Raw genomic sequence first — 12,978 nt, forward strand, 5'->3', positions numbered from 1 at the left:
TAAGTACACTTCGCATATTCTAATCCAAGTGTGTCCAGGACAGTATGAGCAAATATAAAGACGCTAAAGAATTAGCCGGCTTAACACTCGGTCAGAGCACCGAGTATAAAGATCAGTATGACCCATCGTTACTTCAGCCGGTACCACGAAGCCTAAACCGTGACGATTTAGCGCTGGGAGATGACCTACCGTTTACCGGCTATGATATCTGGACACTGTATGAGCTCTCCTGGCTCAATAGCAAAGGCTTGCCGCAAGTCGCTATCGGTGAAGTCCGCCTTCCGGCATCCAGCACGAACCTGATTGAGTCCAAATCATTCAAGCTCTACCTCAATAGCTTTAACCAAACCCGCTTTGCCAGCTGGCAAGACATCGCAGATACCTTGCAAAAAGATCTTACCGCCTGCGCCGGTGCCGACGTCGATGTCACGATCCAGCCGCTGGAAGACTTCAACAACCAGCCGATTGTCAACTTTACCGGCGAGTGTATCGACAACCAGGATATCGAGATTGCCGACTATGAGTTCAAGCCTGGCTACCTGGAAGGCGCTGCCGAGGGCGACATTGTCAGCGAAGAGCTGAACAGCCACCTGCTCAAGTCCAACTGCCTGATCACCAGTCAGCCGGACTGGGGCAGCGTGAGAATTTCGTACAAGGGCAAAAAGATCAATCGCGAAAAGCTACTTCGTTACCTGATCTCTTTCCGTAACCATAACGAATTTCACGAGCAGTGTGTCGAGCGTATCTTCACCGACCTGATGAAATACTGCCAGCCGGAGCTGCTGACGGTTTATGCCCGCTACACCCGCCGCGGCGGTCTGGATATCAACCCGTACCGTACCAATCAGGGCAAAACGCCGAGCAACAACTTCCGTCTCGCTCGACAGTAACCCCGTCTAGATAGAATAAGTCCAGCAAAAACGTGTACTTTGCTGGACTTGATTCACCAAGCCAGTAATATTAAGACCTACTGTTTTTTTGGGTTTAAGAATAAGTATGTGTCTAAGCCGTTGGCTGGTAGGACTGCTGGTGATCCTCGCGACGTCCTTTACTGCAAATGCGAAAATTTATACCACGCCAATTTTGGCTGATGCCAATGAGCTGCTTCAAACCAGCCCGGACAAATCCCTTGAGATGACCACCCGCTATCTCGACCAGCGCCGCCTCAGCGATCCCAAAGAGCTGTCCCGTGTCCATGTCAATGACGAAACCGATCATACCGTCCGGACCCCTTTGAACACCATCAACGCCTTGCAAATTCAGGCCAGGGCCTTCTCGCTGCTCAACCTGCCGGAAGAGGCAATCAATACCGTCAAAAAAGCAGAAAAGCTAGCGGCCGAAAACGATCTGTCTTTTACCACCCTCGAAACCCGGCTTATTCACGCCCGGATTTACTGGGATAACCTGAAAAACAGTGCCACGGCACTGAGAATGCTGGATCAGGTCGATAAAGAGATTGAACAGTCCAAAGCCCTTCAACTCACCAAACAGGTCAAGATACTGCAGTACCAATCGCTGTTGCAGCGGGCGATCATCGAATCCCACCTCGACGACGAGAACAAGGCCGAAAAGCTATTTATCAAGGCCAAACGCTACCTGATGAATCTTGATGACAGCAGCGAGGTCATTAACTACCAGCTCACTATCGGACACCATTACCTCGAGCACCGCCACTTCGATCTGGCCCTCGACCGGCTGCTGGGAGGCTACTGGCTGGCCGTCGAACAGGAAGATAGCGCCAAGGTTGCCCGAGCCAACTTCGAACTCGCCAACCTCTTTGAACAGCGCAAGGTCTTTGACAAGGCTCTTGAGCACGCCACCCAGGCCGGCGAGTTTTTCGAGCACTTCAACCAGACACTGCCGCTGGCAAAAACACTGGCTCTTATCGCTTCGATCTACGAGCAGCAGGGACGGTTCAACCTTGCCCTTGTCCACTACTTCAACGCCCTGGATCAGGAAAACCAGCTCAAGCATGATATCCGCTCGGCTCGTCTGCGCCTGAATATTGCCCGGGTATACCTGCAGCTCTACAACTACCCCAAAGCCGAGCAGTACCTGCAACATACCCGCCAGTTGGCCACCTTGAGCAACAACGAGGCAATCCAGGCCGAGGCGCAGATCCTGCAAGGCAAGCTGGAACTGGCAGAAGGCCGAACCGAAAGAGCGGTTTCAACCCTGCAGTCAGGATTGATCGCCGCCAGCAGACTTGGCGATCTGGATTTGCAGTTAATGGGCGAAATCGTACTCTCGGCAGCGTTTGAGCAACAAAATGACTATTACAATGCCCTGCTCAGCCAGCGACGCTATGAACAGCTGTTTTCGAGCAAACAGGAGGATCAGGTCAAAAGCAATGTCGAGGTGTTCAAGCAACAGCAGCGTATGCTGGAGCGATCGTTACAGCTGGAAGAAATGGAACGGCAACGGTTCGAAAGCGAGAAAGCCCTGTACAAACAGAAAAACGTCACCATTTTCCTGCTCAGCTTTATTCTGGTTATCCTGATTGTTCTGCTGCGCCGCCACCGCGTTGCCAAGCAACTGCAAACACGCCTGATGCGCCTGCGGACCGAGTTTTACACCCACCCGAGAAGCGGATTGCGCAACCTGCGCATGCTCACCGCCCGCCTGCCTAACTCCCTGCAGCAAAGCAGTGCCAACTTTGAGCAGTGGCACCTGGGTGAAATCATCAACGAGCCGCTTAGCGACAGGCTACGTTTTGCCCTGTTCGAGGTGCCCTTCCTCAAGCACATTTATCTCGAGCATGGTTACCAGAAAGGGCTGGAAATCGAGCGCCAGTTCGGTGAATACCTCAAGGAGCAGGTCTGCGAGCCCGCCCGCCTGTACCACTTCTCCGATGCCATGTTCTTGTATATCGAGCCGAATTCACGTCTTGATACCGCACCGGACCAGCTGGCAGGATCGATCCAGCAGTTAATCGATAACTTTCTGGACAATCGCCAAATTGACAACCGGGTACGTATCGGCATGGCGGAATACCCCTTCCTGCCCAGAGCCTATACGGCGATTAACGACCATGAACTGCTGGATATCCTGCTCATGGCAGCCAATGCCGCCCGCCTGATCAGCAAAAAAGAGCCCGGCAGCCAATGGGTTCATCTCAGTGCAATCGATGCAGCGCCGGCAGCCAGTTTTGCCAGTGATAATATCCGCAAGGCCTGTTTGCAGGGCATTGACAATGGGTTAGTCAAAGTACAGAGCTCGTCAACCTATGACATCATCTGGAATAATGATCACGATTCTGACAAAAATATCATTTAGACTGCTGCAGTTATCCGCCAATTCGCCGATAACAATGAATTGTTCGACCTTTTTTGCTAGCATATTTCGTCGCCCGAAAGCTAACGTGCTGATAAGAAAGGGCCCCATCTGAAAGGTAATTTTTCTACAACGTGACTGATATAAACGCCGTAGTCTCTGAAGTGAGTAAATTGAGACTACGTTTGGACCAAGCTCAATTATCCTATCGCGATGCTTCCCTGAAGTCTCGTCGCGAAATAGTGATACTCAAGCGTTTGATCAGTCGTTTGTCTGTTGCCTGCCGCGGGCTCGATAGCGAGCTCGACCACAAGCTTGCCGAGTTGCGTTCCGAACTGGAGCAACACAAGGATGTCAGCAAACTTATCCCCCGCTTAGCGATTATTGAGCGCCTTGTCACTCGTCAGGCCAACTTTACCGAAACAGAAACCCAGCGACTCGAACAACAGATTGGGCAAAGCGGCGAAACCCTGAAACGCGTGCACGGCTTGCCGGCCCAGCTAAAAAGGGAACTGCGTAACTTGCTTGGCCAGCCTTCTGAGACACTGGCCCAGACCCACAAGCAGGTCATCCGTATTTTGGAGCTGTACGAGCGCGCGCTCAAGCTCATGGCCGTGTCCAGTGAAGCCATGGTGATGAAAGATAACCTGGATCATGACCTGCTGCTGCAACTGACCAGCGAGCTACAGCGTCTGATCACCGAGCTCGACTTTGACGGCGAGGCCGGTGACAAGCTGCTGAGTATTCGCAACCAGCTTCTGATCGGTGCAACACCACAAAACCTGATTGAACTGTCTCTGGAAGTCTTGCGCCTGGTCCTTGACGGCACACGCCAGGAGCGCCGTTCATCCCAGCAGTTTCTCGACAGTGTAAACAGCGACTTGGCAACGTTGCAGAAAACCACCAACCAGAGTGTCGGCCAAAGCGAGGCGATCTACGAACACCGCAGCGAAATGACCTCCGAGCTGGCCGATTTAGCGACCTCTATTCGCCAGGGACTCAGCGAGCAGAAGAACCTGGAGCACTGGCGGCCAACACTTACCGAGCTTACCAAGGAGCTGCTGGTACTGGCCGAGCGCAACAAGGCCCTCGAGAAGCGCGAAAGAGCGCTGATTGAACAGCTGGGCTTTAACGAAAATAAGATCAATAACCTCTTTGAACAGACTCAGGACTTCCGTCGCCGGCTCAATGATCAGGAACGGAAGATGTTCCTTGATAACCTCACCCGGGTCTACAACCGCGCCGCCCTTAACGATCGCCTCGAGCATGAGTACCGCCGCTGGCTGCGCTATCAGCACCCGGTCTGTGTGGCGATGATCGACATTGACCACTTTAAAGAGATCAATGACAGCTACGGCCACCTTGCCGGCGATAAGGTCCTGAAGATTATTGCGCGGACCATCCGCCAGACGCTGACAGATACCGACTTTATCGCCCGCTTCGGTGACGACGAGTTTATGATCATTCTCCCTGATACCAACGAAGAAGAGCGTAACAAGTGTCTCAGCAAAATCCGTGAGACCATTGTCCAGCTACCTTTCCGTTTCCGGGATCAAAATGTCTCTATCAGCGTCTCCATCGGTGCCACCCTGTTCGACGGCAATGACACCCCGACCGACATTATCGAGCGGACCGACAAGGCGATGTTCAGTGCCAAAAGTACCGGCCGTAACCGCATGCTATGGATCTCCTAGCCCTTTATAACTAAAAACTCACATCCACCCAACATCTGTCACATCAATTTCTGGTCAAATCACGGATCCCTGTGTATGGTGAATTAACAGACTGATTTTTAAGGAACATACGCAACAATGTGAGTGCCTTAAAAACACCTCTGAGATTTTCTCTCTCCGGCTCTGCTTACTTACTCTTCCATAAAAATCAGAACAGCGTGAGTAAAGCCGTTTCATCGTGACCAGGGAGGTAACCATGATTACTCATATCAGTCCTGTCGGTGCCATGGATCTACTCTCACAGCTGGAAGTAGACCGCCTGAAGGCAACGGCATCCAGTGAGTTGTACCGCTTGTATCGCAACTGTTCGCTGGCCGTGCTCAACTCAGGCAGCCATACCGACAACTCCAAGGAGCTTCTGGAGAAGCACAAAAGCTTTGATGTCAACGTCATGCGCAGGGAGCGCGGGATCAAACTCGAACTAATGAATCCACCCGAGCATGCCTTTGTCGACGGTCGGATCATTCGCGGTATCCAGGAACATATGTTCGCGGTACTGCGGGATATCGTCTACGTCAATATGCACGTCAAACAGCGCAACGACATCAACCTGACCAGCGCACCGCACATCACCAACTTTGTCTTCAGCGTACTGCGCAACGCCCAGACCGTCCGCTCCGGTGAAGACCCTAATATCGTCGTCTGCTGGGGCGGCCACTCGATCAACCCGGTCGAGTACCAGTACACCCGTGAAGTCGGCCATGAACTGGGACTGCGCGAGCTTAATATCTGTACCGGTTGCGGCCCGGGAGCCATGGAAGGGCCAATGAAAGGCGCCGCTATCGGCCACGCCAAGCAGCGCTATTCGCAAAGCCGCTTTATTGGTCTGACCGAGCCGTCCATCATTGCCGCCGAGCCACCGAACCCGATTGTCAACGAACTGGTGATCCTGCCGGATATCGAAAAACGTCTGGAGGCCTTTGTCCGGGCCGGCCACGGTATTGTCATTTTCCCGGGCGGCGCCGGTACTGCCGAAGAGCTGCTCTATATCCTGGGGATCCTGATGCACCCGGAAAATGCCAGCCAGCCGATGCCGCTGGTATTGACCGGTCCGAAAGAGAGTGAACCGTACTTCCGCACCCTTGATAGTTTCATCAAGGACACCCTCGGCGAAGCCGCAACCAAACATTACGAAATCATCATTGATGATCCGGCAAAAGTTGCCCGGGTAATGAAGGCCGCAATGCCGCTGATCAAAGAGCAGCGCCTGGCAACCGGTGATGCCTACAGCTATAACTGGTCGCTCAAGATCCCGCCGGAGTTCCAGCTGCCGTTCGAGCCGACCCACGAGTCGATGGCCAGCCTCGATCTGCACATGAACCAACGTCCCGAGCATCTGGCAGCCCATTTACGCCGTGCGTTTTCTGGCATCGTCGCCGGGAACGTCAAGGAAGAAGGGATCCGGGAGATCGAGCGCAAGGGACCGTTCCAGATCGACGGTGACATCGCCCTGATGAAGCGGATGGACAAACTGCTGAAAAACTTCGTCGAGCAGCAGCGGATGAAGCTGCCGGGAAGTCGCTACGTACCATGTTACGAAATCATCACTGCTCCCGGGAACGGCAATGGCAAATAACTCGCTGAAATTATCCGTTAATCGGCACTCGGCGGTTACACTCTGACAATCCAGTGCGTACAATAAAGGGCCTGTATCGGCCCTTTTTTGATCAACGTTAACCACCATTATGCAAATCCATCTTGTTGTTATTGATGCCCTGAACCTCATCCGACGCGTCCATGCCGCCCAACCCGGCGACCCCGATGTTAGCAATACGGCACGGGTGTGCTGCCAGGCGCTGGGCAAGATCATCGACAGTAGCAAGCCCACGCATATCGTTGCAGTATTCGATCATCACGGCGAGGATCGCGGCTGGCGGGCCGAACTGCTGCCACACTACAAAGAGGGGCGCAAGCCGATGCCGCCTGAACTGCTGACGGGGATGGACGAGATCCAGGATGCCTTTATGACAATCGGCATTGACTCGCTGCTATCCGACGGCGACGAAGCCGATGACCTGGTAGCAACGCTGGCGCTCAAAGTAGCCGATCGCGGCCAGCAGGTGACCATCGTCTCTACCGACAAGGGGTATTGCCAGCTGCTGCGGCCGACACTACGGATCCGAGATTACTTCCAGCAACGCTGGCTCGACAGCCCGTTTATCGAGAAAGAGTATGGCGTCAAACCCGAACAACTGCCAGACTACTGGGGGTTGGCAGGGATCAGCTCCAGCAAAATACCCGGGATCCCGGGCATTGGGCCGAAAGCTGCGGTGGAGTTACTCTCTTCATACCCCAACCTCGAGGCCGTGCTCGCTGCCGAGGATCTGCCGGCCAAGTGGCAGAAAAAAGTTGACGGGCACCGGGAAACGGCAATCGCCAGCAAACAGGTTGCCTCGCTGAAAACCGATCTCCAGCTGGGCTTCAACCTGCAGGATATTCGCTACCAGCCGTCAAACTAACAACATGTCCTCTCGCTTTAAAAACAAAAAACGCCATCGTCAGGATGGCGTTTTGCTAGTCGTTGAAGCAGGTACAAGACCGTCAATTAATGTGGCGAGCGATTGTCCAGACGCTGGATATGTACCGTGATCTCTTCGCGGTCATGGTAAAGGTGCTTGGCCTGAAGCTTGAACTTCACACCGTTCTGCGTCATGTACTGTTTCAGGTTTTCGATATCCTGCAGCACCTCGTCGTAACGGCCCTTCATCGGCAGCTTGAGGTTGAAAATCGCCTCTTTGGCCCACGCCTTGATCATCCAGTCTCCCATCAGGTGCGCGACGCGAGCCGGTTTTTCAATCATGTCACATACGATCCAGGTAACGTTCTTACGTGCCGGCTCAAACTTAAAGCCGTCCACTTCATGGTGCTTCACCTGGCCGGTATCCATTAGGCTCTGCGCCATCTGGCCATTATCGATCGAATGCACAAACATCGACCGCTTGACCAGCTGATAGGTCCAGCCACCAGGACACGCGCCCAAATCGACGCCCCACATTCCGGAAGCCAGACGCTCGTCCCATTCCTCACGTGGAATAAAGACATGAAACGCTTCTTCCAGCTTCAGCGTCGAACGGCTTGGCGCATCAGACGGGAACTTCAGACGCGGAATCCCCATAAAGAACTGCGAGTTGTTGTTCGATAGCGAATAACCGACATAACAGCAGCCCGGGGCGATAAAGCAAATATGCAGCACCGGCTTCCATGCATTGTCTTTTGCATACAGGATGTCTTTCTTGCGCATCACCTGACGTAGCGGCACCGTAAACTTACGGCAGAACTTCAGCAGTTCTTTGGCCTCATTGGTATCCGGCGTTTCTACCCGAAGCTCTCCACAGCGCGGGAAGCCTTCTACCGCCTCAAGGATCGGCGAGATACGATCGTCCTGCGGCAAATCGGTCAATAAAGGGGCCGCCGCGAACATTTGGCGGGCAAAGATCAGCGAAGAGAACGGCTGCAACTTAATGAACTGCTCGGCATCGCCCTGCTGATAAAACTCAAAGACAACATAACCGGTATTGTTTTTCGCCCGAGGAAAACCATACAACTCCAGTTTATTTGCTTTGTCCTGAACTTCACCGGCACATTCTTTTTCAAAGCCTGGACGACAGTACAATATAACGTGATTCACTTTGAACCCTCAAGCTGAGCGCCAGGCAGCGACTGCAAGCGCTACCCAGCCAATAATAAAACATATGCCCCCCATTGGCGTGATGGGGCCGAACCATTTGCTCCCCGTCAGCGCCAACGCATACAGGCTACCGCTGAAGAGCAAAATACCCACTGCAAAAAACAGGGCTGCGTATAATACCGCTTTTGTCGGCATAATGCGTGCCCAGATTCCACAACCCAGCAAGGCCAGACTATGCCAGGCCTGATATTGAACACCGGTTTTGAACACGTCCAGCAGGTACGGCGCCAACTGTGCTTTTAAGCCATGCGCCGCAAACGCCCCCAGCACCACCACAACAGCACCACTTAACGTCGCGAAAAGTAAAATGATTCTTGGCAACGAATGGCTAGGTTGCATGTACACACTCCTTGATAAACGCCGCCAGCAATGCCACGGTCCGATCCCTGTTTTGCTGCTCGGTATGGCCTGATGCTTTTCTTGGTTTAAAGCTATGATCACCATCAGGGAGAAACTCGACCGACACCAAATCGGCATATTCCCAACCTTCAACTTCCGCCCGGGTGCCGAACGTATCACGCTCTCCCTGCAGGATGAGTGTCGGCAAAACAGCCTCTTTCAGGTGCTCGCCACGATAGTTTTCTGGCTTGCCCGGCGGGTGGAAAGGAAAGCCCAGGCAGGCTACACCCTGTACTTTCGCCGCACAGTTTTCGACACCCGGCGATTGCGGCGCGACATCACTGACCATGATACTGGCCATCCGCCCGCCCATAGACTTGCCGCCAATTACCAGCTTGCCATCGGCAAAAGTATCAATATGGCGCTGAAAGTCGAGCAACAACTTAGGCTGGCGATCCGGCGGGCGTTTCTTGCCGTCTTCCCGGCGTTTGACCATATACGGAAAGTCAAACCGTACCACCCGGATCCCCTGTTGAGACAACCCTTCGGCAATCGCCGTCATGAACTCATGATCCATCCCAGCCCCGGCACCATGGGCAAACAAAAATGTAGCTACGGCCTCACCGCTTTCCGGCTCGTTGACCAGGTACTCCGGCAATACTGGCGTATCAGACATCCGGCATATCCTCCTGCTCACGTGCCGCCTTAGCCAACACCCAGTCGCGGAATATCTGGATACGACCGGTTTCCGCCTGTTTCTCCTGGCATACCAGATAGAAGGCGTTCTTGCTCATCAATACTTCGTCAAACGGACACACCAGACGGCCGGCTTCCAGCTCGGGCTGCGCCAGTACGTTATTGCCAAGGGCTATGCCCTGACCGTGAACGGCAGCCTGCAGGACCATGGTCGAGTGGCTGAAGATAGGCCCCTGATTGACATTGGTGCCGACAATTTCATGGTGGCGGACAAAGTTCTTCCACTCCTTGCGCGAGGTATCATGCAGCAAGGTGTGGTACTGCAGATCAGTCAGGGTACGCAGCGGCTTGGACCCCGCCAGTAACATCGGCGAACACACCGGCAGCAAGAACTCCTGGTAAAGCTTGTCGGCACGCAGTCCCTGCCAGTTTCCGCGGCCATAGTAGATGGCAACATCCACATCATCAGTCAGGGAGCCCTCATCCAGATCAACGGCCTTGATCCGGACATCGATATCCGGATGCTGTTCGTTAAAGTCCGCCAGTCTCGGTACCAGCCACTGAATCGCAAAACTCGGAGGTAAACTAATGGTTAACGCTCCTTTTGCGCCGCGTTCCAAGACCTTATCAGTGGCATCTGAGATTGCAGAAAAGATGTCTTTGATGTCGAGGAAGTAGCTTTGGCCTTCTTCGGTCAGCAGTAGGGAACGGTTTCTCCGGCGAAATAATTTGAGCCCCAAAAATTCTTCGAGGGCTTTAATTTGGTGGCTTACAGCAGCTTGTGTGACAAATAATTCTTCTGCTGCACGGGTAAAACTCAGGTGTCTGGCCGCAGCTTCGAACACTTTCAATGAGTTTAGTGGCGGTAAACGTCTCGACATAGTCTTCCTGCATTAGTTTTTTTTATGCTAAACATTATAAATTGTCCATTGTTCAAGTGCTACATAAACCATATGATTTGCTACGCAACGGTGAGGGAGGTTTGATTTTTTGCTCTCAGGCAATTAAGCCTCAATCATTGTTGCGATGTTGTGTTTGCATATTGTCCGGGTTGTGCCGGACAGGTAGTCAATCTACCAATTTTACTTCCTGTATTTTTGACCTGTCTGTCAAAGTTTATTGTTAGCACTGCGCCCCAACGCAGTGCTTTTTTTTACCTCGATTTTTACGCACAATTCCCCCCGTCGATGCAGTACCATTATAATTAAGCTTAATCCTTGCGCTTACGGCAAATAATGGCATGATCGCCTCCTTCTATTTCGCAATGTGACTCACCATGACTGCTCAATTTGATATCAACCAGATTCGCCAACAGTTTCCGGCACTGGCCCAAGACTGCAACGGTCAGCCCCTTGTCTATCTCGACAGCGCGGCAACGACGCAGAAACCCAAGATTGTTATCGAGACGATTCAGCAGTATTACAGTGGTCACAATGCCAACGTCCACCGCGGCAGTCATACCCTCACCGCGGCGGCGACCGTACAGTTCGAGCGCGCTCGTTCAACCGTACAACAATTCATCAACGCCGAACATCATAAAGAAATAATCTGGACCCGGGGCGCCACCGAGGCGCTGAACCTCATCGCCCAGACCTATGCCCGCCAGACCCTCGAACCGGGAGATGAGATCCTGGTCAGCGAGCTGGAACACCACGCCAATATCGTACCCTGGCAAATTGTCGCCGAACAAACCGGAGCCAAGATAGTCAAGATCCCGATGACAGCTGATTGCCGCCTCGATATGGATGCATTCCATCAGCGCCTCGGCAGCCGGACCAAAATCGTTGCGGTGGCCCATATCACCAATGTGACCGGTACCCGCAACCCGATAGAAGAGATGATTGCTGCCGCCCACCAGTATGGTGCCGTCACTGTGGTTGACGGCGCCCAGGCAGTGGCGCACGAGAAGGTCGATGTCCAGGCACTCAATGCCGATTTCTATGTGTTTTCCGGCCATAAGATTTTTGCCCCGGCGGGGATCGGGATCCTGTACGGCAAGAAAGCCCTGCTAGAGGCCATGCCTCCCTGGCACGGCGGCGGAAAAATGGTAGAGAAAGTTTCCTTCGAGGGCACCACTTTCTCTGCCCTGCCGGGCAAATTCGAGGCAGGTACCCCCAATGTTGCCGGAAGCCTGGCGCTGGCGGCAGCCATTGACTGGCTGGGCAAGCTGGATCACCTGGCCGCCGAGCATCATATCCACCAGCTCCGCCAACAGGCACTGGAAGGAATTAAAGACATCGAAGATCTGAGAGTTGTCGGACTTCAGCCCGATGCCAGTCTATTCTCCTTTGTCGTCGACGGGGTACACCACCAGGATATTGCCACCCTGCTTGACCAACAAGGTATCGCGCTGCGGGCCGGCCATCACTGCGCCCACCCGATGCTCGATGCGCTGGGGCTAGCAGGTACCCTGCGTGTCTCACTGGCCCTGTACAATACCGAACAAGATGTAGAACGCTTTATTGCTGCGCTGCACAAAGCCTGCAGTATGCTCTAGGGTCTGTTGACCTTTCATCGCCTTTCCTGCTGGTGGCGATTTTTTACGGTAACAAGGCGGAGGTATTCAATCATAGCCATCTATATTGATATTCCGACAACGCAGCTAGCGGGAAAAATAGCCCCAGCCCTTCGGGTAGAGACTAAAATGGCTTCATTCTGCGTTACTCAGAACTTATTTAGCGAGCTAAACTGCATTCTTCGTGCCTTGCCTGAAAACCTTTTTAGTCTCTACAGGTGTGGCGCTGAAAGATCAATAGACCCTAGGAGAAACCGATGACACTACCCGCCCATCCTTTTGGCACCGACATTACCTCCGAAGCTATCGTTGCCCAGATGCAGGCAGCGAACGGCTGGGAAGACAGATACCGTAACGTCATTCAGCTCGGCAAGAAGCTGCCAGCATTGCCTGAAGAGCTAAAACAAGATCAGCTCAAAGTCAGCGGCTGCGAAAGCCAGGTGTGGTTGGCCCACCAGCAAGATGAGGGTGTTTTTCACTTCGCGGCAGATTCCGATGCGCGGATTGTCCGCGGCCTGATCACCCTGGTACTGGCGGCCTATGAAGGAAAAACAGCGGCAGAAATTCGGGCGTTTGATATCGACGGTTATTTTGACAGCCTGGGGTTAATGGCGCATCTCAGCCCGTCTCGGGGCAACGGCCTGAAAGCTATTGTCGAGCAGATAAAATCGCTGGCCGACGCGTAAGGCCGATATGATCTAAAAAGCGAGAGCCAGTTGGCTCTCGCTTTTTGT

General features: G+C 53.3%; 11 protein-coding genes. 7 read left to right on the forward strand and 4 right to left on the reverse strand.

Going from position 1 to position 12,978, the window contains the following annotated elements:
- Positions 1 to 44 precede the first annotated feature (44 nt).
- From queF to xni, 5 genes are all read left to right on the forward strand, one after another.
- Complete coding sequence (gene queF, locus EIZ48_RS22245) at positions 45 to 890, forward strand: NADPH-dependent 7-cyano-7-deazaguanine reductase QueF (RefSeq protein ID WP_160656473.1); 846 nt, start codon at positions 45 to 47, stop codon at positions 888 to 890.
- Positions 891 to 996: 106 nt separating this feature from the next.
- Complete coding sequence (locus EIZ48_RS22250) at positions 997 to 3,276, forward strand: tetratricopeptide repeat-containing diguanylate cyclase (RefSeq protein WP_160656476.1); 2,280 nt, start codon at positions 997 to 999, stop codon at positions 3,274 to 3,276.
- A gap of 131 nt (positions 3,277 to 3,407) precedes the next feature.
- A complete protein-coding gene (locus EIZ48_RS22255; protein WP_160656479.1) occupies positions 3,408 to 4,967 on the forward strand; it encodes a diguanylate cyclase in 1,560 nt (519 codons plus the stop codon).
- Positions 4,968 to 5,202: 235 nt separating this feature from the next.
- Positions 5,203 to 6,582, forward strand: coding sequence for a nucleotide 5'-monophosphate nucleosidase PpnN (ppnN, locus tag EIZ48_RS22260; RefSeq protein ID WP_075762698.1), 1,380 nt, complete (start codon positions 5,203 to 5,205; stop codon positions 6,580 to 6,582).
- A gap of 109 nt (positions 6,583 to 6,691) precedes the next feature.
- Entirely contained in the window at positions 6,692 to 7,465 is a 774-nt protein-coding gene (xni, locus tag EIZ48_RS22265; RefSeq protein WP_160656482.1) for a flap endonuclease Xni, read from the forward strand.
- An 86-nt stretch (positions 7,466 to 7,551) separates the two neighbouring features.
- On the opposite strand, the gene rlmM is transcribed toward xni, so the two are convergent.
- The 4 genes from rlmM to EIZ48_RS22285 are packed head-to-tail and all read right to left on the reverse strand — an operon-like array spanning position 7,552 to position 10,610.
- Positions 7,552 to 8,634 (reverse strand): 23S rRNA (cytidine(2498)-2'-O)-methyltransferase RlmM, encoded by a 1,083-nt coding sequence (rlmM, locus tag EIZ48_RS22270; protein WP_075762696.1) that lies wholly within the window; start codon positions 8,632 to 8,634, stop codon positions 7,552 to 7,554.
- A gap of 9 nt (positions 8,635 to 8,643) precedes the next feature.
- Positions 8,644 to 9,033 carry a DUF423 domain-containing protein gene (locus EIZ48_RS22275; RefSeq protein ID WP_160656485.1) on the reverse strand — a complete coding sequence of 130 codons (390 nt, stop codon included), beginning with the start codon at positions 9,031 to 9,033 and terminating at the stop codon, positions 8,644 to 8,646.
- The gene (locus tag EIZ48_RS22280; RefSeq protein ID WP_160656488.1) at positions 9,023 to 9,709 is read right to left on the reverse strand and encodes an alpha/beta family hydrolase; all 687 of its coding nucleotides are present in this window, start codon (positions 9,707 to 9,709) and stop codon (positions 9,023 to 9,025) included. Before EIZ48_RS22280 ends, EIZ48_RS22275 begins: the two co-directional genes overlap by 11 nt.
- On the reverse strand, positions 9,702 to 10,610 hold the full coding sequence (locus tag EIZ48_RS22285) for a transcriptional regulator GcvA (protein WP_160656491.1): 909 nt from the start codon (positions 10,608 to 10,610) through the stop codon (positions 9,702 to 9,704). The genes EIZ48_RS22280 and EIZ48_RS22285 overlap by 8 nt, the downstream gene beginning before the upstream one ends.
- Positions 10,611 to 11,005: 395 nt before the next feature.
- Here EIZ48_RS22285 and csdA point away from each other — a divergent pair, with 395 nt between their 5' ends.
- Both csdA and csdE read left to right on the forward strand, forming a co-directional pair.
- Positions 11,006 to 12,226: a cysteine desulfurase CsdA gene (gene csdA, locus EIZ48_RS22290; protein WP_160656494.1), complete on the forward strand. Its 1,221-nt coding sequence runs from the start codon at positions 11,006 to 11,008 to the stop codon at positions 12,224 to 12,226.
- 275 nt (positions 12,227 to 12,501) lie between these two features.
- Positions 12,502 to 12,930, forward strand: a complete 429-nt coding sequence (gene csdE, locus EIZ48_RS22295; protein WP_160656498.1) for a cysteine desulfurase sulfur acceptor subunit CsdE — start codon at positions 12,502 to 12,504, stop codon at positions 12,928 to 12,930.
- The last annotated feature ends 48 nt before the right edge of the window (positions 12,931 to 12,978 follow it).

The organism is Photobacterium alginatilyticum, from assembly GCF_009910675.1.
Taxonomy (GTDB): Bacteria; Pseudomonadota; Gammaproteobacteria; order Enterobacterales; family Vibrionaceae; genus Photobacterium; species Photobacterium alginatilyticum.

Excerpts from the sequence above, each read along its gene's own strand:
- queF (WP_160656473.1), top strand. The coding sequence starts at position 45 with ATGAGCAAATATAAAGACGCTAAAGAATTAGCCGGCTTAACACTCGGT.
- EIZ48_RS22250 (WP_160656476.1), top strand. The coding sequence starts at position 997 with ATGTGTCTAAGCCGTTGGCTGGTAGGACTGCTGGTGATCCTCGCGACG.
- ppnN (WP_075762698.1), top strand. The coding sequence starts at position 5,203 with ATGATTACTCATATCAGTCCTGTCGGTGCCATGGATCTACTCTCACAG.
- xni (WP_160656482.1), top strand. The coding sequence starts at position 6,692 with ATGCAAATCCATCTTGTTGTTATTGATGCCCTGAACCTCATCCGACGC.
- EIZ48_RS22275 (WP_160656485.1), bottom strand. The coding sequence starts at position 9,033 with ATGCAACCTAGCCATTCGTTGCCAAGAATCATTTTACTTTTCGCGACG.
- EIZ48_RS22280 (WP_160656488.1), bottom strand. The coding sequence starts at position 9,709 with ATGTCTGATACGCCAGTATTGCCGGAGTACCTGGTCAACGAGCCGGAA.
- EIZ48_RS22285 (WP_160656491.1), bottom strand. The coding sequence starts at position 10,610 with ATGTCGAGACGTTTACCGCCACTAAACTCATTGAAAGTGTTCGAAGCT.
- csdA (WP_160656494.1), top strand. The coding sequence starts at position 11,006 with ATGACTGCTCAATTTGATATCAACCAGATTCGCCAACAGTTTCCGGCA.
- csdE (WP_160656498.1), top strand. The coding sequence starts at position 12,502 with ATGACACTACCCGCCCATCCTTTTGGCACCGACATTACCTCCGAAGCT.